Origin of the sequence: Amycolatopsis sp. (assembly GCF_035546795.1) — a bacterium.
In the GTDB taxonomy this organism is placed as follows: Bacteria; Actinomycetota; Actinomycetes; order Mycobacteriales; family Pseudonocardiaceae; genus Amycolatopsis_E.
Map to the genome: position 1 here is coordinate 1 of NZ_DASZWC010000002.1, position 24,720 is coordinate 24,720.

General features: G+C 69.6%; 20 protein-coding genes and 1 pseudogene. 11 read left to right on the forward strand and 10 right to left on the reverse strand.

What is annotated here, in order from left to right:
• Both VHD82_RS01590 and boxC read right to left on the reverse strand, forming a co-directional pair.
• Positions 1-291, reverse strand: a pseudogene (locus VHD82_RS01590) (benzoyl-CoA 2,3-epoxidase subunit BoxB); the annotation flags it as partial.
• A gap of 7 nt (positions 292-298) precedes the next feature.
• On the reverse strand, positions 299-2,014 hold the full coding sequence (gene boxC / locus VHD82_RS01595) for a 2,3-epoxybenzoyl-CoA dihydrolase (RefSeq protein ID WP_325696169.1): 1,716 nt from the start codon (positions 2,012-2,014) through the stop codon (positions 299-301).
• A gap of 161 nt (positions 2,015-2,175) precedes the next feature.
• Between boxC and VHD82_RS01600 the strand changes: the two genes are divergently transcribed.
• Complete coding sequence (locus VHD82_RS01600; protein WP_325696171.1) at positions 2,176-3,222, forward strand: alcohol dehydrogenase catalytic domain-containing protein; 1,047 nt, start codon at positions 2,176-2,178, stop codon at positions 3,220-3,222.
• 22 nt (positions 3,223-3,244) lie between these two features.
• On the opposite strand, the gene VHD82_RS01605 is transcribed toward VHD82_RS01600, so the two are convergent.
• From VHD82_RS01605 to VHD82_RS01625, 5 genes are read right to left on the reverse strand one after another with little or no spacing between them, the layout of a single operon-like run.
• Positions 3,245-4,345 (reverse strand): NAD(P)-dependent alcohol dehydrogenase, encoded by a 1,101-nt coding sequence (locus VHD82_RS01605; protein WP_325696173.1) that lies wholly within the window; start codon positions 4,343-4,345, stop codon positions 3,245-3,247.
• 53 nt (positions 4,346-4,398) lie between these two features.
• Positions 4,399-5,829, reverse strand: a complete 1,431-nt coding sequence (locus tag VHD82_RS01610; protein WP_325696175.1) for an aldehyde dehydrogenase — start codon at positions 5,827-5,829, stop codon at positions 4,399-4,401.
• A gap of 20 nt (positions 5,830-5,849) precedes the next feature.
• Positions 5,850-6,356, reverse strand: a complete 507-nt coding sequence (locus tag VHD82_RS01615; protein ID WP_325696177.1) for a hypothetical protein — start codon at positions 6,354-6,356, stop codon at positions 5,850-5,852.
• Complete coding sequence (locus VHD82_RS01620) at positions 6,353-7,501, reverse strand: phosphotransferase family protein (protein ID WP_325696179.1); 1,149 nt, start codon at positions 7,499-7,501, stop codon at positions 6,353-6,355. Before VHD82_RS01620 ends, VHD82_RS01615 begins: the two co-directional genes overlap by 4 nt.
• 32 nt (positions 7,502-7,533) lie before the next feature.
• Positions 7,534-8,889 (reverse strand): MFS transporter, encoded by a 1,356-nt coding sequence (locus VHD82_RS01625; RefSeq protein ID WP_325696181.1) that lies wholly within the window; start codon positions 8,887-8,889, stop codon positions 7,534-7,536.
• 200 nt (positions 8,890-9,089) lie between these two features.
• Here VHD82_RS01625 and VHD82_RS01630 point away from each other — a divergent pair, with 200 nt between their 5' ends.
• On the forward strand, positions 9,090-9,659 hold the full coding sequence (locus VHD82_RS01630; protein ID WP_325696183.1) for a MarR family winged helix-turn-helix transcriptional regulator: 570 nt from the start codon (positions 9,090-9,092) through the stop codon (positions 9,657-9,659).
• Between the two features lie 58 nt (positions 9,660-9,717).
• On the opposite strand, the gene VHD82_RS01635 is transcribed toward VHD82_RS01630, so the two are convergent.
• The 3 genes from VHD82_RS01635 to VHD82_RS01645 are packed head-to-tail and all read right to left on the reverse strand — an operon-like array spanning position 9,718 to position 14,628.
• Positions 9,718-11,316: an amidase gene (locus tag VHD82_RS01635; RefSeq protein WP_325696185.1), complete on the reverse strand. Its 1,599-nt coding sequence runs from the start codon at positions 11,314-11,316 to the stop codon at positions 9,718-9,720.
• Complete coding sequence (locus tag VHD82_RS01640) at positions 11,313-12,716, reverse strand: MFS transporter (RefSeq protein ID WP_325696187.1); 1,404 nt, start codon at positions 12,714-12,716, stop codon at positions 11,313-11,315. The genes VHD82_RS01635 and VHD82_RS01640 overlap by 4 nt, the downstream gene beginning before the upstream one ends.
• A 10-nt stretch (positions 12,717-12,726) precedes the next feature.
• On the reverse strand, positions 12,727-14,628 hold the full coding sequence (locus VHD82_RS01645; protein WP_325696189.1) for an AMP-binding protein: 1,902 nt from the start codon (positions 14,626-14,628) through the stop codon (positions 12,727-12,729).
• 210 nt (positions 14,629-14,838) lie between these two features.
• Here VHD82_RS01645 and VHD82_RS01650 point away from each other — a divergent pair, with 210 nt between their 5' ends.
• From VHD82_RS01650 to VHD82_RS01690, 9 genes are all read left to right on the forward strand, one after another.
• A complete protein-coding gene (locus VHD82_RS01650) occupies positions 14,839-15,642 on the forward strand; it encodes an SDR family oxidoreductase (RefSeq protein WP_325696191.1) in 804 nt (267 codons plus the stop codon).
• Between the two features lie 138 nt (positions 15,643-15,780).
• Complete coding sequence (locus VHD82_RS01655) at positions 15,781-16,881, forward strand: LuxR C-terminal-related transcriptional regulator (protein WP_325696193.1); 1,101 nt, start codon at positions 15,781-15,783, stop codon at positions 16,879-16,881.
• A gap of 286 nt (positions 16,882-17,167) precedes the next feature.
• Positions 17,168-18,493, forward strand: coding sequence for a cytochrome P450 (locus tag VHD82_RS01660; protein ID WP_325696195.1), 1,326 nt, complete (start codon positions 17,168-17,170; stop codon positions 18,491-18,493).
• Complete coding sequence (locus VHD82_RS01665) at positions 18,490-19,695, forward strand: NAD(P)/FAD-dependent oxidoreductase (protein ID WP_325696197.1); 1,206 nt, start codon at positions 18,490-18,492, stop codon at positions 19,693-19,695. The genes VHD82_RS01660 and VHD82_RS01665 overlap by 4 nt, the downstream gene beginning before the upstream one ends.
• Before the next feature lie 17 nt (positions 19,696-19,712).
• Positions 19,713-20,030 (forward strand): 2Fe-2S iron-sulfur cluster-binding protein, encoded by a 318-nt coding sequence (locus VHD82_RS01670; protein WP_325696199.1) that lies wholly within the window; start codon positions 19,713-19,715, stop codon positions 20,028-20,030.
• Positions 20,031-20,041: 11 nt separating this feature from the next.
• A complete protein-coding gene (locus VHD82_RS01675) occupies positions 20,042-21,154 on the forward strand; it encodes an NAD(P)-dependent alcohol dehydrogenase (RefSeq protein ID WP_325696201.1) in 1,113 nt (370 codons plus the stop codon).
• Positions 21,151-22,602 carry an aldehyde dehydrogenase gene (locus VHD82_RS01680; RefSeq protein WP_325696203.1) on the forward strand — a complete coding sequence of 484 codons (1,452 nt, stop codon included), beginning with the start codon at positions 21,151-21,153 and terminating at the stop codon, positions 22,600-22,602. The genes VHD82_RS01675 and VHD82_RS01680 overlap by 4 nt, the downstream gene beginning before the upstream one ends.
• Positions 22,603-22,757: 155 nt before the next feature.
• Complete coding sequence (locus VHD82_RS01685; RefSeq protein WP_325696205.1) at positions 22,758-23,552, forward strand: enoyl-CoA hydratase-related protein; 795 nt, start codon at positions 22,758-22,760, stop codon at positions 23,550-23,552.
• Positions 23,553-23,573: 21 nt separating this feature from the next.
• The gene (locus VHD82_RS01690) at positions 23,574-24,710 is read left to right on the forward strand and encodes an acyl-CoA dehydrogenase family protein (protein WP_325696207.1); all 1,137 of its coding nucleotides are present in this window, start codon (positions 23,574-23,576) and stop codon (positions 24,708-24,710) included.
• Positions 24,711-24,720: the final 10 nt, after the last annotated feature.

Below are 24,720 nucleotides of genomic sequence, written 5' to 3' on the forward strand. Positions count from 1 at the left end.
TTCGCCCTTGTGCTCGCCGAAGGCGATCTTGCGGTCCGGATCGCGTTCGGCGAGGAAGATGCCCCACCGGTAGTCGGGCACGTTGACGTGGTCGAAATGCGCCCAGCCCTCGCGGCCGACGCTCACCGCCGTGCGCAGGTAGACCCCCTGGTTCTCCAGTGCCGGGCCCATTTCGCCCCACCAGTTCAGGAACTTCGGCTGCCAGCCCTCCAGCGCGCGCTGCAGCCGCCGGTCCGAGGAGAGGTCGACGTTGTTGGGGATCTTGTCCTCGTAGTTGATGGATGTCGTCATACCGGCCTCACACCCGCTTCCTGTCGAAGATCGCTTTCGTTCCGGTGCCGTACCGGCGCAGCGCGCCCTCGGGCCCGGAGGCGTTGGGACGAAGGAAGATCCAGTTCTGCCAGGCGGTGAGCCGCCCGAAGATCTTGGTCTCGATGGTCTCCGGGCCGACGAACCGGTGGTTGGCCTCCATCCCGGTGAGCGCGTCCGGCGACAGCGCCGCCCGGCTTTCGATCACCAGGCGGACTTCGTCCTCCCAGTCGATGTCGTCCGGGGCGTCGGTGACCAGCCCGAGCTCCTTGGCCTCCGCCGGGGTGATCGGCCTGCCGGTTTCGTTTGCGCGCAACCAGTCCAGGTGCTCGCCGTGGCCGTAGAACCGCGACTCCAGCCGCGAGAGTCCGTTACCCATCGGCAACGCACCGAAGTTGACGGCCGTCAGCCGGATCGACGCGCGCTCGTCGGAGTCTTCGTCGCCGATCGGCGGGCCGTCCAGGATGTACTGGCGATCGCACGCCAGTGCCAGCTCCGTCAGCATCCCGGTGAAGCAGCTGCCCGGTTCGGCCAGCGCGATCAGGCTGCGGCTGGTCACGTCGAGCCGTTTGAGCGTGCGCTTGTAGTACTGCACGACTTCGCCTGCGAGCCAATGGGTTTCGGCGTTGCCGAGCAGCAGCCGCTCGTAGCCCTCGACCAGGTCCGGGTCGCCCTCGGTCCGCAGCACCCAGGTACCGAGGTCCGTTTCGTTGGTCCGCAGCCGCAGGATCAGGTCGTCCAGCTCACGGGTCATCGCCAACGGCCAGAAGGCAGCGTCCAAACCGTCCATCGTGGACGGTGCGGGCTCGCCGGGCGCCCGGACGGTCACCGTCACCACGGAGTTCCCGCGGTCGAACTCGGCCGTCACATACTCGTAGCGGATCCCGTCCGCCGTGCTGACCCGGTTCAACGGCCGCAGCTCGACGCCCCGCGCACCCGCGGGACGGTTCGACCGCTGCGCGAGCTCGGCGGCGCGGTGGCGCACCGTTTCGTCGAACCGGCGTGGTGGCGCCAGCTCGTCCACCAGGCCCCAGTCCAGAGCGGTCTTGCCGCGCACTCCGTCGGACCGGGTGGCGAAGACGTCGGCGCGGTCCTTGCGCACACCGCGCTTGTCGACCACCCGGGTCAGCCCGCCGGTGCCCGGCAGCACGCCCAGCAACGGCACCTCCGGCAGCGAAACGGCCGAGGAGTTGTCGTCCACCAGGATGATGTGCTCGGTGGCCAGCGCCAGCTCGTACCCGCCACCGGCACACGCGCCGTTCACCGCCGCCAGGTACGTCTGTCCGGAGTGGAGGGTCGCGTCCTCCATCCCGTTGCGCGTCTCGTTGGTGAACTTGCAGAAGTTCACCTTCCACGAGTGCGCCGACCCGGCCAGCATCCGGATGTTCGCGCCGGCGCAGAAGACCTTGTCCTTGCCGCTGGTCAGCACGACGGCCCTGACGCCGGGGTGCTCGAACCGCAGCCGCTGGGTCGCGTCGTAGAGCTCGATGTCGACGCCGAGGTCGTAGGAGTTCAGCTTGAGCTCGTAACCCGGTACCAGGCCGCCGTTCTCGTCCACATCCAGCACCAGCCAGGCGACATCCCCCTCGACGCGCAGCTTCCAGTGCCGGTAGCTGTCCGGGTGCGCGTCGAAGGACACCTCGGCGTCCGGTGCCTCGCGCGCCTGGGCATCCAGCCCGGTCGCGGCCTCCACAGTGACTGTCATGCGCTCTCCTCAACGTGGCCTGTTCCCACCGGACGAACGAAATACTACAAGCTCATACAGATACGTCAATATTTCGTAGCATATTGGTCCCGGAAAATAGATGTATGATGCATGTGTCAGCATCGCGGCCGACCGTCACGAGCCGGCGGAATCGAGGAGAAATGCGCGCGATCCAGTACCTGGGCGTGAACACCGTCAAGCTCACCGGCGTCGCCCGGCCCGTTCCGGAGCCCGGCCACGCCCTGGTGCGGGTGCAGGCCGCCGGGATCTGCCAGACCGATGTCCACGTGCGCGCGTCCTCGGTGGAGATGATCCCGGCGGGCACCATCCTCGGCCATGAGATCGCCGGCACCGTCGCGGAGATCAACGCCCCGGACAGCTTGCTCGCCGTGGGCGGTCAGGTGGTGGTGCATCCGGTGTGGTCCTGCGGTGTGTGCCGGATGTGCGTCGCAGGGCGGGAAAACGCGTGCCGGAACACGGCGGGCCGGTCGTCTCCCGCGCCGACGCCCGGCGTGTCCGTGAACGGCGGGCTGGCCGAGTACGTTTCGGTTCCCGTCTCCGCGCTCGTCCCCGCCGACGGCCTGGACCCCGCGTTCGCGGCCGTGCTGCCGGACGCGGGCCTGGTTCCGTTCCATTCGCTCAACGCCGTGCGGGACCTCCTTCGCCCCGGCTCGACCGCCGTGGTCATCGGGATCGGCGGGCTCGGCCAGTTCGCGGTGCAGTTGATCCGCGAACTCACCGGGGCACGGATCATCGCGATGGACGTGCGCACCGAGTCGCTCGACGTGGTCGCCGGTCAGGTGGACCGAACGCTGCTGAGCACGGACCCGGATGCCGCGGCCAAGGTGCTCGCCGCGACCGGTGGGTACGGCGCCGACTTCGTGCTGGACCTCGTCGGCAACAGCGCCACCCTGCGCCTGGCCGGCGCGATCGTGGCTCCCTACGGCGCGATCCGCGTGCCCGGCCTCTCCGACGGCGTGTTCGAGTTCGAGACCTCGCAGCTGCAGACAACGCTCCCCTGGGGCGCGTCGCTCACCCGGCCCTACAGCGGCACCCATCAGGAACTGCACGACCTGGTCGCGCTGGCGCAGGCCGGCCGCATCTCGGCCAACCTGGTCCGCTACAGCTTCGACGACGCACTGAGCGCGATCGACGACCTAGAGCAGGGCAAGGTGCGGGGCCGCGCCGTGGTGGTCCTCGACAGCTGAGCAGGACCGGCGAGGGCGGTGCTCAGCCCGGCACGAGCACCGCCTTGACGATCCGGCCGGACTCCGCGTCCGCGACGGCCTGGTTGATCTCCGCGAAAGGGTAGGTGGTGACGAGGCGGTCGACCGGGAACCGGCCCTGCCGGTGGAGTTCGAGCAGGCCCGGGATGAGCTCGTCCGGACGGCCGTCGCCCATCGTCACGCCGGTGATGGTGCGGCCGGTGGTCAGCAGCCGCGTCATATCCGCCGACAGCCTGGTGCCCTGTGGGCCGAGACCGAGGATGGCACAGGTGCCCATCGGCGCAAGGCTTTCCAACGCCTGCGCCGCGACAGCCGGAACCGCGCTCGTCTCCACTGTGTACTGCACGCCGCCCGCCACGATGTCGCGAACAGCGCCCACGACGTCGCCGGTGGCCGAGGCGTCGATCGTGTGGGTGGCACCGACCTGCTCGGCGAGCGCGAGCCGGGAGCGGTGGATGTCCACCGCGACGACGGTCGCGCAGCCGGCGACCCTGGCCGCCATGACGGCGGCCAGCCCGACCGCTCCGGCGCCGAACACGGCCAGGGCCGACCCGGGGCGCGGGGCCAGCCGGTTGATCACCGTGCCGGCGCCGGTCTGCAGCCCGCAGGCCAGTGGCCCGGCGATCGTGAGATCGGCGTCCGCGCCGATCTTGACGACGTTGCGTTCGGTGGCGATCGCGTGGGTGGCGAAGGACGACTGGGCGAAGAAGAACCCATGCACCGGGCCGTCGCCGTGCAACGCGTTGGTGCCGTCGGGTCTGCATCCGGCCGTGGTCCACGCCGCGTGGCCGACGCAGTAGGCCGGGTGCCCGCTCGCGCAGTACCGGCAGGAACCGCAGTGCCAGTAGGACATCACCACGCGGTCCCCCGGCACCACCTTCGTCACCGATCCGCCCACGGCGCGGACGATGCCGGCCCCCTCGTGGCCGAGCACGATCGGCAGTGGCAACGGCATCCACTGATCCCGCACCGCGATGTCGGTGTGACAGATCCCGGCAGCCCCGACCTCGACGAGCACCTCCCCGGGGCGCGGTTCGTCGAGGGTCAGGTCCTCGAGCACGAACGGCGCGCCTTTTTCCCTCGCGACGGCAGCACGGATACGCACGGCAGAACCATCCCTTCGAAAGCGGTCCGGATAGCGCGGAAATCGCCGGCGCGTCACACTTCCGGCAGCCAGCGGGCACTCGCGTAGACGGACTTGTACTCGGTGTAGGCCGCAAGCGCCTCCGGCCCCAGTTCGCGGCCGAGGCCACTCGCCTTCATGCCACCGAACGGTGCGCCCGGATCGAGCGCGTAGTAGTTGATACCTATCGTCCCGGTACGCACGCGACGCGCGACGTCGAGTCCACGGGCCTCATCGGAGGTCCACACCGAACCGCCCAGTCCGTAGTCGCTGTCGTTGGCGATGCGGACCGCCTCGTCGTCATCGTCATACGGGATCACGACGACGACGGGGCCGAAGACCTCCTCCCGCGCGATGGCGTCGGAATTCGAGACACCGGCGAACACCGTCGGCTCCACGAACCAGCCGCGATCGCGGTCGCCGGGCCGCCCGCCGCCCGTCACCAGCCGCGCACCACCCGCCAGGGCACCGTCGATGTGCGCCAGTACCCGGTCCCGGTGCGCGGCGCTGACCATCGGGCCGCAGGTGACCGACTCGTCGAGCGGATCGCCGACCACGAGACCGCGAGCGAACTGCCCCACGGCGCCGACCACCTCGTCGTAGCGCCGGCGCGGTGCGAGGATCCGGGTCTGCAGCGCGCAGGTCTGCCCATTGTTGCGAAAGCTGGACTCGCCCAGCCCGGCGGTGAACACGTCGAGGTCCGCGTCGTCGAGCACGATCGAGGCCGATTTGCCGCCGAGTTCCAGCGTGCAGGGCCGGATGAGGCGGCCGGATTCGGCGCCGATCGCACGGCCTGCCGCCGTGGACCCGGTGAAGGCGACCTTGTCGACGCCGGGATGCGACACCAGTGCCGCGCCGGCTTCCCGGCCGCCGGGCACGACATTGACCACGCCACCGGGGAAACCGGCCGCCGCCGCGGCTTCCCCGAACACGAAGGCGTCCAGTGCCGTTTCCGGTGCCGGCTTCAGTACCACGGCGCACCCCATGGCCAGTGCCGGGGCGATCTTCATCACCGCCAGCGTCTGCGGATGGTTCCACGGCGTGATCGCACCGACCACGCCGGCCGGCTCCCGGCGGACGATGGTGGCACCGTGCGGGCTGGGCCGTACCTCCTCCGTGCTCAGCCCGGCGGCGAGCCGCGCGTACATGCGCACGGTCTCGCCCGGCCCGATGCCGTTGGCGACGCGGGAAAGCGCGATCGGTGTGCCGTTCTCACGGCTGACGAGTGTCGCGGTGTCCTCGGCCGCGGCGTCGAGCCGGTCGGCGAAGCGGAACATCAGTTCGGCCCGCTCCGCCGGGCTCGTCCTGCCCCAAGGACCGTCGTCCAGCGCGGCACGGGCCGCCCGCACGGCGCGATCGATGTCGCGCGCGTCGCCGAGTGCCGCTCTCCCAAGGGATTCCTCCGTGGCCGCCTCGATGACGTCGACCGAGTCTCCACTGGCCGACTCGGCCCAGGTGCCACCCACGTGGATACTCCGGCTCCGGTTCACGGGTTCATCTCCAGGACCGAGCCGATGTGCGCGGAGCCGGGCAGCGTGAAGCCGGCCTGCCGGAACCAGGAGGCCTCGCGGCCGACCTGCCGGGCGGCGAGATCCGCCATGAGTTCGTTCGCGCCCGCCACACCGTCGGCCGAGAGCCGCCGGTAAAGACGTTCGACGAGGACTTTCATCGTGCGCGTCCGCTCGGTGAGCTCAGGCAGCGGAATCACCGCGTCCGTCTCGCCGGGTCCGCTCTCGTCCAGCGCGTCGAGGACGGGGCGATCCGTGGTGCCGCCCAGCCTCGCCAGCTCGCCGAGCACGGTGCGGTAGTCGTGGTGTTCCACGACCGCGTAACGGTATTCGTGCTCATGGGTCTCGATGAGGAACCCGAGCGCGGCGTCGATCAGCAGCACCTGCTCGTGCGCGAACTCCGCGCTCTCGGGCAGCTCGGGTACCACGGTCTCGGCGAGCCTGCGGCGGATCGCTTCGAGCTGCTGGGTCACAGTGGGGATCACGCGGCGGCTCCGGACACGAGGCGGTTCAGTTCACGCGAGAAGTAGGCACCCAGCCCCGGATAAACGAAGTTGTACATCACGTCGAGCTGCGTCATCCGGAGATCGGCGTTGCGGGGCGCGGTGCCGATCAGCGAGACGACCGACCAGTACAGGGCATAGACCAGGTAGTACCGCAGGCGTTCGGGATCGACGTCGAGCCCGGAGATCCGCTCGTACTCGGCGATGAAACGCTCCCGCTCGACCAGGCCCGAGTCGAGGAACTCCCCCGACTCACCGGTCGAGCCCCAGGCCGGGAGCATCGCGTATGCCAGGTCCGAATGCCGGTCACCAAGGGAGCACAGTTCCCAGTCGATGACGGCCGTGATCCGGCCACTGCGTTCGTCGAAGAGGAAGTTGCCGTTGCGGTAGTCGCCGTGCAGCAGCGAGACGCGGTCGACGACCGGCCGGTGCCGCCAGAGCCACTCCCGCGTGAGCGTGATCGTCGGGTGCGGTTCGACGGCGTCCTCGTCCCATGCACGGTCCCAAAAGGACAGTCGCCAGTCCAGAGCCTCCGTCGTGCCCGCCCGTGGGATGTCGAAGCCGGCGAGTTCCGCGGCCGACCAGTCATGGGCGTGCAGCCGCGCGAGGTGGGTCACGAACTGTGGCGCGAGCAGCTTCCGCAGCCGCGTGCCGTAAACCGTGCCCAGGCCGGTGGCGAGCGGAACCGACTCGGCAGGAGACGAGACCCCTTCCGCGAAGCCGGTGATCATGGCGGGCGATCCGAAGTCGTCCCCGTCAAGGGAAAGCCAGTACGGGACGGGCGCCGGCAGCACGGACCGCACGGCGCCGAGAATCGAGAACTCCCGCTCGACATCGGTTTCGCAGCAGGCACCCTGGGACTTGATGCGCAGCACGAGCCGCTCCGACCCGCCCGGGCGGGTCAGCCGGAACGCGTAGCACTCGTTCGCGCCGCCGCCGGAAAGCTGCACGACCTCGGTCACCTCGAAGTCCGTGTCGAGCTGTCGCGCCAGAAAACGGGTGAGGCGGCGGTGCGCGCCGGCCGGGGTCAGGCCGGGCCGGTCCTCTGCTCCCCTGGCCCGGCGGCGGGCGCGCTCGTCGAGCGCCGCCTCCAGGTTGCGCTCGATCCTGCGGGTTTCGGTCTTCACCAGTTGACTCCTCGTCGAGTTGGCTTCGCGCCTCAGACTTCTTCCAGACTGCGGTTCGAGGTCTTCCTGCCGAAAAATCCCAGTGCCACCGCGAAAATCAGGGCGCACGCGGCCATGTAGCCGAACACCGGGGTGAATCCGAACGCGCCGTAGATCCCGGCCACGATGAACCCCTGCGCGAGCCCGGCGACCCGCCCGATCCCGTTGCCGACGCCGGCACCGAGACCACGAAGGTTCGTCGGGAAGATTTCCGGCGCGTAGGTGTAGAGGACCGAGAGCGCGACGTAGGAGAACGCGGTCAGCAGGAAGCCCGAAACGACAAGGAGTGTGGTGTCGCGCGCGACGGCGAACACCACAAGGAAGATCGCGACCGCCACCATGCTCCCGGCACCCACGACCCGGCGTTCCAGCCGGTCGATGACCGGATAGGCGAGGAAGGAACCGGGCACACTCGCCACCGAGATCACGAACGCGATCCGCAGCGCGCTCTTCTGCTCGATCCCCCGTTCGACGAGCAGGGTCGCCACCCAGCCGTTGAAGCCGTAGTTGATCAGGATGAAACAGATCATGCAGACCGAAAGCACGACAAGGCGGCCGAGATACCTGCGGGTGAACAGATCACGCAGCTCGCCCGGGGCGACGGGGGCCGCGACGACCGGCTGGGGCAGCTCGGTACCGGTCTTGTCCCTCGCCTCCTGTTCGAGCTTCGCGATCAGCAGTTCCGCTTCGGCGCCCCGGCCGTTGTCGGCCTGCCACCGCACCGACTCCGGCAGGATCCGCAGACCCAGCAGCGCTCCGATCGCGCCGAGCGAACCGATCACGAAGACCCAGCGCCACATGCCGTGCCCGAGCGGAATGAGCAGGCTCGAAATCCCGGAGACGACCGGAATCCCGATGCAGCCGAGGCCGAGCAGGATGGCCTGGTACCGGCCGCGCAGGTGTTTCGGGTACATCTCGCTGACGAACACCAGCAGCACACCGGTCATCGCCTGGAGCCCGACGCCGGTGAGGATCCGGGAGACGCCGAGAAAACCCACGTTGGGCGAACAGGCGGCGGCCACGGAGAACACGGAGTAGAAGACGACCGACCCGAGGATGATCCGGCGCCGGCCGACCCGGTCGGCCAGGCGGCCACCGAGCACGGCGCCGATCATCATGCCGGCGAACGTGATGGACGACAGCGCGCCGATCGCCGAGAGGGACAATCCCCATTCGGCCCGCAACGCCGGGGCCGTGTAGCCCAGCATCGCCGCGTCCAAGGTGTCGAAGAGAAAGAAGAACGCGAGCAGGACCATCCAGCGCTTGTGCGTGGACGTCGCCACCGGCAGCCGATCGATCCGGGCCTTGAGGACGGCGGACACGTCCTGCCGCCCAGTAGAAGTCGTCATTGATCTTCTCCCGCGGTGATCGCGTTCGGGGAACGCGGCTGGTGGCCGGCCGGCTGAAGGAGCTCCGGCACAAGTGGCTCGAAGGTCATCGGCCAGTGCTTCGCTGCACGAACCATATACAGAACTATCATGGGTCGCGAACTAACTGTCAAGTGTTGGCCCGCGGGCCGGGAACTCGGGGGGAAACTAGGGTGAGGCCCATGAACGGCGAGCGCGGCATGACGGTGGACACCCCACCGATCCCAGGGCTGCTCGACCGCAACCCGGCCGGGCTGAGCCCCGCGGAGATCGCGGCGGCGAGCAGGCCACCGCTCACGCTGATCGGCAACCGGCTGCGCGAAACGAACGCGGACGCGCCGCTCAGCGCCGCCCAGAGCCTGGTGCTGAGTCAGCTCAGCGTCGCGGAATCGATGCCGGTCACGGAACTGGCGGCCGCCGACGGCCGCGCGATCTCCACGATGACCGAGATCGTCGGACGGCTCACCACGGCCGGCCTGGTCGTCAAGCGCGGCGGCGTGACCGACCGGCGCCAGGTGAGGGTCGCGATCACCGAAGAAGGCAGGCGCGCGCTGGAGAACAACCAGCGGCTCCGCCACGAAACACTCACGGCACGCATCGCGGCACTGGCCGACCACGAGCGCGTCGCACTGGCCGCCGCGCTGCCTGCGCTGTGGAAAATCGCCGAGATCGACCCCGGGTTGTGGCCACGCCTGTCGCCCCGCTCGGAGCCGCGCCGCCGCCGGAAGCCCCGCACCACTCCCGAGATATGATTCGTCCACCGAAGCAAATCTCGGGATCGCCGTCGGCTCCGCAGGGAGTACCGAAGATTCAGAGCACCGCCAGCGGCTCCTCGTAACGGGTCTCGGGAACCGTGTACAGCAGGTCCGCGTTGTACCGGACCATCGGCAGCGCGGCAGCGATCGCGGCACGTTCGTCGTCGGGCACCGTCAGTCCGGCCAGCCGCAGGAGCGACTCCGCGGCCGGGTGCGGCTCGGCTGCCGGCAGGGCGGCGGGAGCGGGTGCCTGCGAGGGCCGCATACCTTCTGGGCGCTGGAGATGCCATTGTGTGCGGGCCTGATACGCCTCACCCGCGCGCAGCACGGTGGCTTCGTCGAAGGGCGCGCCGACGACCTGCGCGGCGAGCGGCAGGCCGCCGGTGCCGAAACCGATCGGGACGCTGAGCGCCGGATTGCCGAGGCTGTTCCAGTAAGCGGTGTGGTACGCGAAATCCCGTCCCTCGAACAAGGTCCCGGTGTAGGTCGCGGCGTCGTCCACATAGGGCGCGGGCTTGGTGACGAGCGGGGTGACGATCAGGTCCACATCCTCGAACAACCCGGCGGCCATCTTCCGTCCCGCGGCCCGGACCCGTTGTGCCTGCACGTAATCCGCACCGGAGACGAAGGCGCCGAACCCCAGCGCGGCCCGGGTCGAGGCGCCGTAGTCCGACCAGCGCGTGCGGACGTCCGGAGCGTGGTACGCCAGGGCCTCGGTGACGATCGAGACGACCGCGGCGGCCGTGATCTCCCGGTACCGGGGCAGCTCGACCGGCACCACCGTCGCGCCGGCCCGCCGGAGCGTGCTCAGGAAATCGCCGAACAGGCCGTCCAGCGCGGGATCCGAAGTGGCGAAGCGAGTGAGGTCGTCCACGCCGATCCGCAGACCAGTCAGGTCACCGTCGAGCGCCGCGGTGAAGTCCGGGACCGCGCGGCCGGACGACCAGGGATCGGGTCCGTGCCCGGCCATCACGCCCAGCAGCGCGGCACAGTCGCGCGCACTCGGCGCGAGTGGCCCGATGCAGTCCAATGTGTACCCGAGCGGCACGCAGCCCGACTTGGGCACCCGGCCGAAGGTCGGCTTGAGCCCGGTCACCCCGCACAGCGCCGCCGGCATCCGCACGCTGGCACCGGTGTCCGTGCCCAGCGCGCCCAGGAACATCCCGGCGGCCACACCCGCGCCCGAGCCGGAGCTGGAACCGCCTGCCCACCGGCTCGAATCCCACGGGTTCCGCGGAATCGGGAAGGGCTTGCCGGGATCGGGTGCACCGAGGGCGAACTCCATGGTCGTGGTCTTGCCGACCAGCACCGCGCCCGCTGCCCGCAGGCGTTCGACCACCGTGGCGTCGCCCTGGCCCCACGCGCGATCGAGCACCAGGCTCTGCGCCGTGGTTTCGCCGTCCTGGGTGGTGATGATGTCCTTGACTCCCAAGGGAATGCCCAGGAGCGGACGGTCACGCGCACCGTCGGCCCGCGCCTTGTCCGCCTCCCGCGCCGCGGCGAGCGCGCTGCCGGGGAAGCGCGACACGAACACACCGAGCGCCGCGTCCTGGCGGTCGGCGGCGTCCAGCGCCTGTTCGGTCAGCTCCACGCTCGACACACTCCCGGAGTCCAGGGCGGCCAGCGCGTCGGTGATGGTCGGGAACTCGCTCATCTCTTCTCTCCGATCAGGTTCGGCCGGGCCACCGGCGCCGGGACCGCGTCCACCGCGAACGGTTCCCAGCGGACGATCGCGCACAGCAGCACACCGAGCAGCGGGGCGGCCGCGAAAATGGTGATGGTGGTGGGAACACCGATCGCATCGGCCAGCGTGGGAAACAGATACAGGCCGACGGCCCCGCCGAGGCTTTGCGCCACAGCCGAAAGCTGCCCGCCGCGGCCACGCAGCTCGCTCGGGTAGGCCATCGCGGCCATGGTGAGACTGGCCGTACCCGGCCCGGCCGCGTAGCAGAAGATGAACAACGCCGGAACGGCGAACATCAGGACCACCGGCAGCGAGTGGAACAGCAGCCCGAGCACGAGCAGCATGGCCGCGGCGGCGAGGAATCCCCACAGCGCGGCCGATCGCGCACCGAACCGGCGGCCGATCCACACCGAGCAGACACCACCGACGATGCCGAACAGGTTGAACACGATCGACCCCAGCAGCGACTGGCCGTAGCCCCGGCCGAACAGCACGACACCGATCACCGGCAGGTAGTAGGCCACCGCGTAGTAGGTGATGGCGACGAGCATGATGAGCAGGTTCACGAACAGGGTGCGGCTTCGCAGGCCCGCCGCGAACAGGGCCCGCCACCGGACAGCCGGGGTGTCCGCCCGCACCACCCGCAGCCCTTCGGGCGGCAGGGTCGCGTCGATGCGGTAGACCACGCGCAACGACCGGCGAAGCTGCGCGGACTTTCCCGCGCGGGCCAGCCATTTCGGGCTTTCCGGCAGCACGGCCCACTGTCCGAAAGCGACGATGAGGGCGAGCGCACCCGCGGCGGCCATGGCCCAGCGCCACACCGAGAGCCCGATGTCGAGGTGATACAGGCCCAGTACCACGACGATCGCGATCACCGTGGACAGAAACCACTGTGCCTGCCAGAAATTGAGCAGGTGCCGGCGCTTGCGGGGCAGGTACTCGGCCAGATAGGCCATCGCGGCGCCGAGATCCAAGCCGAACCCGGCGCCCCCGAGGCACCGGCCCAGCACGAGCTGCCCGAACCCGGGCGCCGTCGCCATCACCAGCAGGGCCACGCAGGTCACGAACTTCGCCACGACCATCAGCGGCACGCGGCCCCACCGGTCGGCCAGCAGGCCGCAGGTGAAGGCGGTGACCAGGGTCGCGGCGTAGCCGTAGGCGCTGACCAGGCCCACCTGGTTGGCGCTCAGGCCGAGTTGTCCGGTCATCGGGCTGGTACCGGAGCTGAGCACCGCCAGGTTGAACGCCTCGAACGCGATCCCGGCGAGCCCGAGCACCAGCAGTGATCTGTGCCGGGTGGTACGGATGTCGGTCTCGTCGACGATCGCGTCGACCTCGGCCGTGTCGTTGACCTGAACCACGCTGTTCATGCCACTCCTGTCAGAAAGCGCCGCCGCTGGCAGCGGTACGGATGTCGATGTCGAACTCGTATCCGGCCAGCGCGCTCTTCACTTTCTGCGCCTGCTCCGACGAATCCAGCGTCAGCACGGCCACCGGGCGCAGTCCCGAATGCTCGACGGTGACCTGGTAGCGGGCGGAGTCGCCGAGTAGTTCACCGGCCACGGCGCTCACGACGCGCTCGATCGCGTCCCTGCGCAGGGCCGGTTTGGAGATCTTGCCGACGGGTGTCAGCGGCATCCGGTCGAGCACGATGATCTCCACGGGCACCGAGGCCCGCTCGTGGATCCTCGTCCGGCAGAACTCGACGAGCTCGGCCGGGCCGGCGCTCGCTCCCTCGTTGAGCTGCACATACGCGACGGGCAGTTCGCCCTTGAGCGGGTCGGGACGCCCGATCGCGGCGGCCAGGTGCACGGCGGGATGTGCCGCGATGGCCTCTTCGACCGGCGCCGGGTCGATGTTGTGCCCGCCCCGGATGATCAGATCCTTGGCCCGCCCGAAGATCCAGACGTAACCGTCTTCGTCGACGGTGCCCAGATCGCCGGTGCTCGCCCACGGCCCGCCGTCGAGCCCGTGCACGAAAAGTTCGCTCTGCTGCGCGGGTTCCAGATAGCCGGGGGTCACCGTGTCCGTGCCGAACACGAGCAGACCGCGTTCCCCTGGCGCACATTCGCGGACCACGGTGTTGTGTTCGTCGACCTCGACCGCTTTCACCCGGACGAACGGAAGCGGGATCCCGGCGGAGCCGACGCGGGGTTCGCGGTCGCAACCGGGATGCCCGGTCATGGTCCCGTGCACCTCGGTCATTCCCCAGTTCTCCCGGAGCCAGATGCCGAACCGGTCGTGGAACGCGCGCACCAGCGCCAGCGGCACCGTGCTGCCACCGCAGTGGAAATCGGTGATGCTGTGCCCCTCCGACGTGGTGCCGGGAACCGCCAGCAGCGCGGCGGCGGTGGTGGGGGTGGCCAGCAGGGAGGTCATGCGGTAGCGCCGCGCGATGTCCCAGAAGTTCGCCACGACGCCCTTGTCCCGGAAACCGTCGGGGGTCAGCGTGAGCAGAGTCTGGCCGTAGAGAAAAGTGCGCAGCCCCAAGGACAACGTCCCGCCGCAGTGGAAGTTCGGCATCCCGTGCCCGACCACCCCGTCGGGATCGGCTCCCATCAGCGCGCCGACGTTCCAGGCCACGTTCAGCTGACCGCGATGGGTCATCCGCACCAGCTTCGGCGTGCCGGTGGTCCCGCCGGTGGGCATCCGCATGACCTCGGTGTCCGGATCGTCGGCGGGGGTGAAGGTGAACCGGCCGGCCGGGTACGCGGCGATCGCGGTGGCGAAGTCCTCGCCGGAACCGGCGCCGTCGACCAGCAGCACCCGGCGCAGAGTCGGCACGGCGGCCTGGATTCCGGGCATCCGCTCCACCTGCGCCGGGGTGGTGACGAGCACCGTCGCCTTGGTGGCGTTCAGGATTCCCGCCACCGCCCCGGGTTCCAGATAGGGGTTGACGGGCACGGCGGTGCCCGCGGTGACCGCTCCCCAGGTGGCGATCATCCCCTCGGGCACCATCGGCAACAGCAGGCCGACCGAGCTCGGACCGGTGCCCGCCGCCTCGCGGAAGAGGTTCGCGGAGCGTTCGATCGCGTCGATCAGCTCCCGGTAGGTGATCGTCCGGGGCGGCTCGTCGAGGTGGTGCGTCGCGAGCTGGATGATCGCGGCCTTGTCCGGGTGTTCGGCCGCGGCCGCGCGGATGGCCTGATACACCGTGGCACCCTCGCGCAGCATCTCTGTCCGATATTCCTCGATCCCGCGCACATCCGCCGGCGAGCGGAGCCGCGCCCTGGCTATCCGCCCCTGCCCCGGTGCGGCTCCCGGTAGCCAGAGTGGGTCCACCGCACGAAAATCGGGTCGCACCATGGGATTTTGCGCCTCCTCGAGCACCGTCATTGGCCTGGGACACAAGATTTGGAGTGACCATAACAAAGGACTGACCAAATGAGGAGTACGCCAAGACACTCGACAATTTGCGTGACTCAATGTTGTCAGGCGTCAAATGACGTTCTATGCTGAGCTCTGCTGAACCGACCGGAAGGGACTTACGCGATGACCGACTCCGTACCGCGCGCCGACGAGGGCTTCGACTTCTCCGGCAGTGGGGTGCTGATCGCGGGCGGCACCTCCGGGGTGGGTCTGGCCACCGCTGTCGCGTTCGCGCAGGCGGGCTGCCGCCGGCTCATGCTCTTGGGACGCAACGAAGAACGCGGCAAACGCGCCCTCGACCACGTCCTCGGCGCCGTGCCCGGAGCACACGCGGAGTTCCTGTCCGCGGACGCGAACGACCCGGCGTCGGCCACCGAAGCCGCGAGCGAAACGCATCGCCGGCTCGGCGGGATCGACGTGCTGGTCAACTCCGTGGTGGCGCCCTACCAGCCGACACCGTTGCACGAGATCCCGGTCGAGGAGGTCCGCGACATCCTCACCCAGCAGGCACTGGGTCCGCTGGTGATGAGCCGTGCCGTGCTCCCGTTCCTGCGCGAACAGGGGTCCGGGTCGGTCATCAACATCGCCTCCGACGCCGCGAAGGTGCCCACCCCGGGCGAAACCGTCCTCGGCGCGGCGATGTCCGCGATCGTCACTTTTTCGCGCACGCTCGCGCTGGAGGCCAAGCGCTACGGGGTGCGGGTCAACGCCATCACCCCGTCGCTGATCGCCAACACCGGCTCCTACGACCGCGCGATGGCGCAGCCGTTCAGCAAGAAGATCTTCGGGAAGATCACCAGCCAGGCCCATCTCGGCCTCACCGAGCCCGAAGACCTCGCCAACCTCACCCTGTTCCTCGCCTCGCCCCTGTCCCGGCTCATCACCGGGCAGGTGGTCAGCGTGAACGGCGGGATCTCCGTCGCCTGACCGCCACTCCCTTACGGGGTAATCCGTTCTCCCTTTGGAGAGCAAACACGGTACCGCGGTGTCCTTCGTGCCGTGACAGGGTGACAATCGGCCGGACAGGGCAATGCCGCTCTGGGCGGACGAACGAGGAGACGGTTTGTGGACACCTGCGCCGAACCTGGCGAGCTGATCCGGCGCTCCCGGGACACGCTACGAGAAGTCGCGGCGCTCACCGGCGGAGACTTCCCGCAAGCCGCCGTCCGCGATCTCCGGTCCGCGGAAATCTTCCTGCGTAGCGGGGAAAGCGGGCTTCTCCGTGAGCTGTCCGGGTTCGACGGACAGGGCCCGGCGGGCGCCCGGATCGCCGCGGCGCTGGCGCGGGTCAGCGCGTTGCGGACAGCCATCCGCGACAGCAGGCTGGCGGCGCACACCGCCGCGATGTCCGATCTGCAACGCTGCCTGGGCCGGCTGCGCTCGGCGTCGTCCCTGCAGGATCTCGCACAGCGCGTACCGGCCGAGATCAACCGGCTCGGGTACCGGCGGGCACTGTTCTCCAGCCTGACCGGGCCGAACTGGAGCGCGCGCTCGGCGTATGCCTACGCCGATCCGCAGCTGAGCGCGGACCTCGTGCGGGTGGGCACGGCCATCCCCGGCCAGCTCGGCCGGGAGCTGCCGGAGACCGAGGTGGTCCGCAACCGCACCCCGGTGCTGGTCGAGGACGCGCAGCACAACCCGCACGTGCACCACCGGCTCATCAACCTGGCGCGTACCAAGGACTACGTCGTCGCGCCTTTGGTCGGGCGGGGCCAGGTGATCGGCCTGCTGCACGCCGACCAGCACGTGGACCACGACCACGTGGACGAGTTCGACCAGCGACTGCTCGGGCTGTTCGCCGAGGGCCTCGGCTGCGTATTCGAGCGGGTGGTCTTCCACGAACAGCTCGCCGCGATGCGGGAACGGCTGCGCGAGCAGGCCGATGCGGTCGACGACGTGCTCGACGGCCTGCCCGAAGCCGCCGAACCGCCACGGCGCGCGGATCCGCTGGAACAGCTGGAAGGTCCCTTCGCCGAGCTGACCCGCCGCGAACTCGACGTGCTGCGGCACCTCGTGCGCGGGGAGAGCAACAGCCAGATCGCCGCGGAGCTGTTCGTCTCACCCGGCACCGTCAAGACGCACGTGAAGAACGTGCTGCGCAAACTGGGTGTCGCCAACCGAGCGGAGGCGACGGCGCGCTATCACGCGCTCGTGCGGCGGCGCTGATCCGAGTTAGCGACCTGCTCAGCGGCGACGCGGGAGCCCGTCGCGAAGCTTCGCCCTGGCCTCGCGTCCCGGCGCACCGGCGCGCGCCGGAGGGCTGACCGCCCTGGCGGTGCGCCGTTTCGAGTTCCGCACTCGCTTCGTCGAGCGACGCCTTCGGGAGAGGCCCCCACCAGCGGGGCAGAAATCCGGGGGGAGAAATCTCTTCCTGCCGGGTGATGCACGCCACGTCCTGTTGGCCCAAAGATTGGACCACAACGTGCAACGAAGCCGTCACCCCGGAGGGAACATGACCACCACGCCCGAACTGTCCACCCGCCCCGTCCCGGACGAGATCGCCAGGCAGGTCGTTCTGCCCGAAGGCCACCGCGACGACGGGCCGCTGTTCGAGGCCTACCGCTGGCTGCGCGAGAACAACCCGCTCGGCCAGGCCCACGTCGAGGGCTACGACCCGGTCTGGCTGGTCACCAAACACGCCGACATCATGGAGATCGAGCGCCAGCCGCACGTGTTCACCAGCGGCGGCGGTGCCGAGCCCGGCTCGCACAACCCGATCCTGCAGAACCAGGCCGGGGACGCCTTCACCAAACAGCTCACCGGCGGCAGCCTGCGGATTCTGGACACCCTGACCTACCTCGACCCGCCGGAGCACACCGAGATCAAGGACATCGCCAACGACTGGTTCCGGCCCGCGAACCTGAAGAAGTGGGAGGACCGGATCCGGGCACTGGCGAAGGAGGCCATCGCCAAGTACCTCCGCAGCGGCACCAACGACCTCGACTTCGTCCAGCAGTTCGCGCTCTACTACCCGCTGCACGTGATCATGAGCCTGTTCGGTGTCCCGGAGTCCGACGAGCCGCGGATGATGACGCTGACCCAGGAGTTCTTCGGCACCGCCGACCCGGACGCCCAGCGCGAGGACGTCGAGCCGCTGACCCCCGAAGCCGCCGCGCAGCAATGGTCCGCCGCGATCAACGACTTCTACGCCTACTTCGACGAACTGGTCGAGGACCGGCGCGCGAACCCCCGCGACGACCTGGCGACCATCATCGCCCGGGCCCGTGGCGGAGACGGCGAGTACTACCGCAAGGAGTTCGCCTACGGCTGGTTCATCGCGATCGCCACCGCCGGGCACGACACCACGTCCAGCACGATGGCCGGCGCGATCGAGGCACTGGCCCAGTTCCCGGACCAGCTGGCGAAGGTGCAGCACCGGCCCGAGCTGATCCCGGACCTGGTCAACGAAAGCCTGCGCTGGGTCTCGCCGGTCAAGCAGTTCACCCGCCAGGCGACACAGGACTACGTGCTGCGCGGGCAGCAGATCCGCAAGGGCGACCGGTTCATGCTGCTGTACCAGTCGGCGAACCGGGACGCCGACGTGTTCGACGAGCCCGACACCTTCCGCCTGGACCGCAAGCCCAACAAGCACATCGCGTTCGGCTACGGCCCGCACATGTGCATCGGGCAGCACCTGGCGAAGCTGGAGCTGCGGATCATGTTCGAGGAGCTGCTGCCGCTGATCCAGCGGGTCGAGGTCACCGGCGAGCGCAAGCCGGTGGTGACCAACTTCGTCGGCGGGCTGCGCAAGCTGCCCGTACGACTGGAACTGGCGTGAACTCCCGGGTGCTCGTCGTCGGCGCCGGCCACGCCGGTGCCACCGTGGCCGGCCTGCTGCGGCAGGCCGGCCACACCGGGCCCGTCGAACTGTTCGGCGACGAGCTCGACCTGCCGTATCACCGGCCGCCGCTGTCGAAGAAGTTCGCCGAGGGGCAGCTGGAACAGTGGCTGCGGCCCGCGGAGTTCTACCGCGAGCAGGACATCACGGTGCGGCTCGGTGAGCACGTGACCGCGATCGAACCGGCGGAACGCCGGGTGCGCACCGATTCCGGCGAGGCCCGCGGGTACGACCACCTCGTGCTCGCCACCGGTGCCCGCCCCCGTCCGCTGCCCGCGGCGGGTGCGGAGCTGGCGATGTCGCTGCGGACCTTGGCCGACGCCCGGATCCTGCGCAAATGCGTGGCCGAGCGGCGCCGGCTGGTCATCGTCGGCGGCGGTTACATCGGGCTCGAAGTGGCCGCGGTGGCGCGGGCGAACGACCTCGAAGTCACCGTCGTCGAGCGGGAGGACCGGGTGCTGGCCCGGGTCTCCAGCGCCCGGTTGTCGGGGATTCTCGCGGAATACCACCGAAATCGCGGCACCCGCATCCTCACCGGCGCCGGGGTGAGCGCGCTCGACGGCCGGGACGGGCGAGTGCGCGCGGTGGTGCTCGACGACGGCACGGAACTCGCTTGCGACGCGGTGCTGGCCGGTGTCGGGGCGACCCCCCGCGACGAGCTGGCCGCAGCCGCGGGCCTGCGGTGCGCGCAGGGCGTCATCGTCGACTCCCACGCCCGCACGAGCGATCCGCACATCCTCGCGATCGGCGACGTCACGCGACGGCCGCTGCACACGGGTTCCCTGGCCCGGCTGGAAAGCATCCCGAGCGCGACCGAACAGGCGAGGCAGGCGGTCGCCACCATTCTCGGCACCGCACCGGTCCGCGCCGAGGTGCCGTGGTTCTGGTCGGATCAGTTCGATCTCAAGCTGAAGATCGCCGGACTCGTCCCGCCCGAGCCGGGCACCGTCGTGCGCGGGGATCCCGCCACCGGCCGGTTCGCGCTGTTCCACCATCTCGGCGGCACCGTCACCGCCGTCGAAGCGGCCAACTCCCCCGCCGAGTTCATGGCGGGCAAGAAGTTCATCGCCTCCGGGGCGCGGATCGATCCGGCCGGGCTGGCCGACGCCGGAACCCCGTTGCGCGATGCGGTCATCCACTGAAATCACGGAGCACCACCATGCCCAAAGTCAGCTACGAACTACCCGACGGAACCGTGCACGACGTCGAAGTCCCTTGTGGACAGAGCGTGATGGACGGCTCCGTCCGCAACAACCTGCCCGGGATCGTCGCCGAATGCGGCGGCAGCTGCTCGTGCGCCACCTGCCACGTGTTCCTCGAAGAGGGCGGGTCCTGTTTCGACGAACCCACCGACGAGGAACGCGAGCTGCTCGAATTCGCCGAGGGCGCCCGGCCCAGTTCCCGCCTTTCGTGCCAGCTCATCCTCACCGACGCCTGTGTGGGTGTGCGCGTCACGGTCCCCGACACCAACGGCTAGAAGGAGTTCCCATGGACGTCACCGCCGCGGTGGCCACCGAGATCGGTGGCACCTTCGACATCAGAAAGCTCACGCTCGCCGATCCCGCGCCCGGCGAAGTCCTCGTCGAGATCGCCGGGGTCGGGTTGTGCCACACCGATCTCGCCGCGAAGGACGGGCACCTGCCGTTCCCGCTGCCCGGCGTCTTCGGCCATGAGGGCAGCGGCGTCGTCACCGCCGTGGGCAGCGCCGTCACCAAGGTCGCGCCCGGCGACAAGGTGGTGCTCAGCTTCGACAGCTGCGGGCACTGCACGCAATGCCGCGGCGGAGAACCCGCCTACTGCCAGGAGTTCATGGCCTACAACTTCGGCGGCGCCCGCCAGGACGGCACCAGCCCGCTGACGGCCGACGGCGAAGCGGTCGGCTCCGCGTTCTTCGGGCAGTCCTCCTTCGCCACCCACGCGCTGGCGCGCGAACGCAACGTCGTCAAGGTGCCCGACGATGCGCCGCTGTCGGTGCTCGGGCCGCTCGGCTGCGGCATCCAGACCGGCGCCGGCGCGGTGCTGAACTCGCTTGACTGCCAGCCGGGCGGCACCCTGCTCGTACTGGGCGGCGGTTCGGTCGGGCTCTCGGCGGTGCTCGCCGGGGTCGTCCGGGAGCTGAGCCGGATCATCGTGGTGGAGCCGCACGCCGCTCGCCGCGAACTCGCGCTTTCCCTCGGCGCGACGCACGCGATCGACCCGGCGGCGGGCCCGCTCGCCGAACAGGTGCGCGCGATCGCCGCCGAGGGCGCGGACTACGCCATCGACACCACCGGCATCGCCGCCGTGCTGCAGGACGCGATGCAGGCGCTGGCGCACCGGGCCAAGGTGGGCATCATCGGCGTGCCCGCCGATCCGGAGGCGGCGCTGGCGCTCAACCTCATCCAGGCGCAGGTGCTCGGTGTGCGGGTGATGGGGATCGTCGAGGGCGACAGCGATCCCGACGTGTTCATCCCGGAGCTGCTCGAACTGCACCGCACCGGCCGGTTCCCGTTCGACAAGCTCGTCACCACCATGCCGTTCAAGGACATCAACGAAGCCGTCGCCGCCCAGCACCGCGGGGACGCTGTGAAGATCGTGCTCGTGCACGGGGAGCTGTCATGACCCTCGACTACGACCGGCTCTACCTGGCAGGCGACTGGGCCCGGCCCGCCGGCACCCACCGGATCGCGGTGCGCTCGGCAACGACCGAGGAAACACTGGGCAGCGTGCCCGACGGCACGGAAGCCGACGTGGACACCGCGGTCGCCGCCGCACGCCGGGCCTTCGACGATCCCTCGGGCTGGTCCCGGAACCCGGCGCTGCGGGCCGAAACGCTGGAGCGTTTCGCGGTGGAGCTGGAGAAGCGCGCGGCGGAGACTTCGCGCCGGGTGACCGTACAGAACGGGATGCCGATCACGCTGGCACAGCAGTTCGAAGGCGGCTTCCCGCCGGTGCTCCTGCGCTACTTCGCCGGCCTGGCAACGGGTTCCCCGCAGGAGGAAACCCGGCCGGGCATGCTCGGCGGCAGCTCACGCGTGATCCGCGAGCCGATCGGGGTGGTCGCGGCGATCGTGCCGTGGAACGTGCCGCAGGCCATCACGTTTCTCAAGCTGGCACCGGCGCTCGCGGCCGGTTGCACGGTGGTGCTCAAGCCCGCGCCCGAAACCGTGCTCGACGCGATGCTGATGTGCGAAGCCGCGGCCGAAGCCGGGCTGCCCGAGGGCGTGCTGAGTGTCGTTCCCGGCGGCCGGGAGCTGGGCGCTTACCTGATCGGGCATCCGGGCGTGGACAAGGTCTCGTTCACCGGGTCCACGGCGGCGGGCCGGTCGATCGCGGAAACCTGCGGGCGGCTGCTGCGGCCGGTCACCCTGGAGCTGGGCGGGAAATCGGCGGCGATCGTGCTCGACGACGCCGACCTCGCCTCGACCATCGAGAGCTTCTTCGCCTCGACACTGCTCAACAACGGCCAGATCTGCTGGCTGGGCACACGCGTGCTGGCTCCCCGTGCGCGGTACGCCGAGGTGGTCGACACCGTCACGGAGCTGGCCCGCTCACTCGCGGTCGGTGACCCGCTGGACGAGGCGACCCAGCTGGGCCCGCTCGTATCCGCCCGGCAACGCGACCGGGTGGAGTCCTATATCGCCAAGGGCCTCGGCGAAGGCGCCCGCCTGACCACCGGCGGGGGCAGGCCCGCCGATCGCGAACAGGGCTGGTTCGTGGAACCGACCGTCTTCGCCGACGTGGACAACAACCACACCATCGCGCAGGAGGAGATCTTCGGGCCGGTGCTCTCGGTGATCCCGTACGGCGACGAGGACGAGGCAGTCGCCATCGCCAACGCGAGCGAGTACGGCCTCGGCGGCACCGTGTGGACGGCCGACCCGGACCGCGGCGAGGCCGTCGCCCGCCGGGTCGCGTCGGGAACGATCGGTATCAATGCCTACACCAACGACCCGGTGGCCCCGTTCGGCGGGATCAAGTCCAGCGGGATCGGCCGCGAGCTCGGCCCCGAGGGACTGCACTCCTACCAGGTGTTCAAGACCATCTACCTGGACCCCAGCAAGGGGTAGGCGGCCTCTCCCCAAAGGGGTAAATCCGTACTCCCCGGCAGCCCGGCGGCGGCGGCGCTCTTGATAACGCTCGTTCACGGTCCTAGATTCGGTCGTAGCGCGGGCCCCGAGCGCCGCCGCCCTGTTCTTCCAACGCCGAAAGGAACGCGGTTTCCATGGACGAGTTCACCGACATCACGTACAAGGTCGAGGACGGCCTGGCGTGGATCACCATCAACCGGCCGGAGCGGTACAACTCGTTCCGCGCCCGCACCGTCGACGAACTGGTCAAGGCCTTCAAGAAGGCGTGGGGCAGCAGCGAGGTCGGCGTCATCTGCCTGACCGGCGCCGGTGACAAGGCGTTCTGCACCGGCGGCGACCAGAAACAGCGCGCCGAGACCGGTGACTACGGCCCCTCGGACTCCGGGTTGTTCGAGATCGACGCACTGCACCACGTCATCCGCGACGTGCCCAAGCCGGTGATCGCCGCGGTGAACGGCTTCGCCATCGGCGGCGGCCACGTGCTGCACGTGCTGTGCGACCTCACCATCGCCGCCGACACCGCGAAGTTCGGCCAGAACGGGCCGCGCGTGGGTTCGTTCGACGCCGGGTTCGGCACCGGCTATCTCGCCCGCATCCTCGGCGAGAAGCGTGCCCGCGAGGTGTGGTTCCTCTGCCGCCGCTACACCGCCGCCCAGATGGAGAACTGGGGTCTGGTCAACAGCGTCGTCCCGGCCGCGGAGCTGCACAACGAGGTCCGCGCCTGGGCCGACGAGATCCTGTCGCTGTCGCCCACCGCGCTCAAGGTGCTCAAGCAGTCGTTCAACACCGACACCGAGCAGTTCGCCAGCACCGGGCAGCTGGCGTACTCCTACCTGCACTCCTTCGGCGAGTCCGAAGAGGCGCAGGAGGGCATCAAGGCGTTCAACGAGAAGCGCAAGCCCGACTTCTCCCCGTTCCGCGGCAACTGAGCGGGAACGAGCGTTATCATCATGCGCTTCACGAAGGAACAGGAGAGTTTCGCCGCCGCGGTGCGCGCGTTCTGCGACAGCGAGTGCCGCACGCTCGCCCAGCGGGACGCGCTCACCGACGGCGGAACCCTCTCCAACAGCCCGGAAATCCTGCACAAGCTCGCCGCGCACGGCTGGCTCGGCGTCTCGATCCCCGAGGCCTACGGCGGGGGCGGGGCGGGCATGGTCGAGGAATGCCTCTTCCTCGAAGAGACCTCGCGCGGGCTCGCCCCGATCACCGCCTATTCCACCGGCCTGACCGCCGCCCAGACCTATCTCCGGTACGGCACCGAGGAGCAGAAGAAGGACATCCTGGGCGGGCTGTGCGCCGGCGAAATGGAGGCGATCGCGCTGTCCGAGCCGGGCGCGGGTTCCGATCTCGGCTCGGTGCGGATCAAGGCCACCCTCGACGGGGACCACTACGTCATCGACGGGCAGAAGACCTGGACGTCGGCGGCGCACGTCGCGAAGCACCTGCTGCTGCTCGCCCGCACCGACTCGAGCGGCCCGAAACACCAGGGCCTGACGCTGCTGATCGTGCCCACCGACGTGCCGGGCCTGGAGATCCGCCCCATCGAGACCATGGAGGCGCATACGGTCAACGACCTGTTCTTCACCGGCGTGCGGATTCCGGTGACGAACGTCGTCGGCGAGGTGGGCCAGGCGTGGAAACACCTGATGCGCGGGCTGAGCGTGGAGCGGCTCATCATCGCCGCCATGTCGCTGGGCGCGGCCGAACGCTCGCTGGAGGACGTGCTCGGCTATGTCAAGCAGCGTGAGCAGTTCGGCCGCACCATCGGCAGTTTCCAGGCGGTGCGGCACCGGATCGCCGATCTGGCCACGGAAATCGCCTACGCCAGGGCTTTCGTCTACGACGTGGCGGCCCGCATCGATGCCGGCGAGGAGGAGCAGCTCGCGCGGGAGGGCTCGATGGCGAAACTGAAGTGCACCGAGATCGCCAAGCACACCGCGCTGGAGGCCATGCAGCTCATGGGTGGCTACGGCTACGCCCGCGAGTACGGCATGGAGGGCCAGGTCCGCAAGGCGCTGGCGCCGCCGATCTACGGTGGCACCAACGAGATCCAGCGCGAGATCATCAGCAAGAGCTTCGGGCTCTGACCACGAGGGA

Excerpts from the sequence above, each read along its gene's own strand:
- boxC (WP_325696169.1), bottom strand. The coding sequence starts at position 2,014 with ATGACAGTCACTGTGGAGGCCGCGACCGGGCTGGATGCCCAGGCGCGC.
- VHD82_RS01600 (WP_325696171.1), top strand. The coding sequence starts at position 2,176 with ATGCGCGCGATCCAGTACCTGGGCGTGAACACCGTCAAGCTCACCGGC.
- VHD82_RS01625 (WP_325696181.1), bottom strand. The coding sequence starts at position 8,889 with ATGACGACTTCTACTGGGCGGCAGGACGTGTCCGCCGTCCTCAAGGCC.
- VHD82_RS01630 (WP_325696183.1), top strand. The coding sequence starts at position 9,090 with ATGAACGGCGAGCGCGGCATGACGGTGGACACCCCACCGATCCCAGGG.
- VHD82_RS01635 (WP_325696185.1), bottom strand. The coding sequence starts at position 11,316 with ATGAGCGAGTTCCCGACCATCACCGACGCGCTGGCCGCCCTGGACTCC.
- VHD82_RS01640 (WP_325696187.1), bottom strand. The coding sequence starts at position 12,716 with ATGAACAGCGTGGTTCAGGTCAACGACACGGCCGAGGTCGACGCGATC.
- VHD82_RS01650 (WP_325696191.1), top strand. The coding sequence starts at position 14,839 with ATGACCGACTCCGTACCGCGCGCCGACGAGGGCTTCGACTTCTCCGGC.
- VHD82_RS01660 (WP_325696195.1), top strand. The coding sequence starts at position 17,168 with ATGACCACCACGCCCGAACTGTCCACCCGCCCCGTCCCGGACGAGATC.
- VHD82_RS01670 (WP_325696199.1), top strand. The coding sequence starts at position 19,713 with ATGCCCAAAGTCAGCTACGAACTACCCGACGGAACCGTGCACGACGTC.
- VHD82_RS01675 (WP_325696201.1), top strand. The coding sequence starts at position 20,042 with ATGGACGTCACCGCCGCGGTGGCCACCGAGATCGGTGGCACCTTCGAC.
- VHD82_RS01680 (WP_325696203.1), top strand. The coding sequence starts at position 21,151 with ATGACCCTCGACTACGACCGGCTCTACCTGGCAGGCGACTGGGCCCGG.
- VHD82_RS01685 (WP_325696205.1), top strand. The coding sequence starts at position 22,758 with ATGGACGAGTTCACCGACATCACGTACAAGGTCGAGGACGGCCTGGCG.
- VHD82_RS01690 (WP_325696207.1), top strand. The coding sequence starts at position 23,574 with ATGCGCTTCACGAAGGAACAGGAGAGTTTCGCCGCCGCGGTGCGCGCG.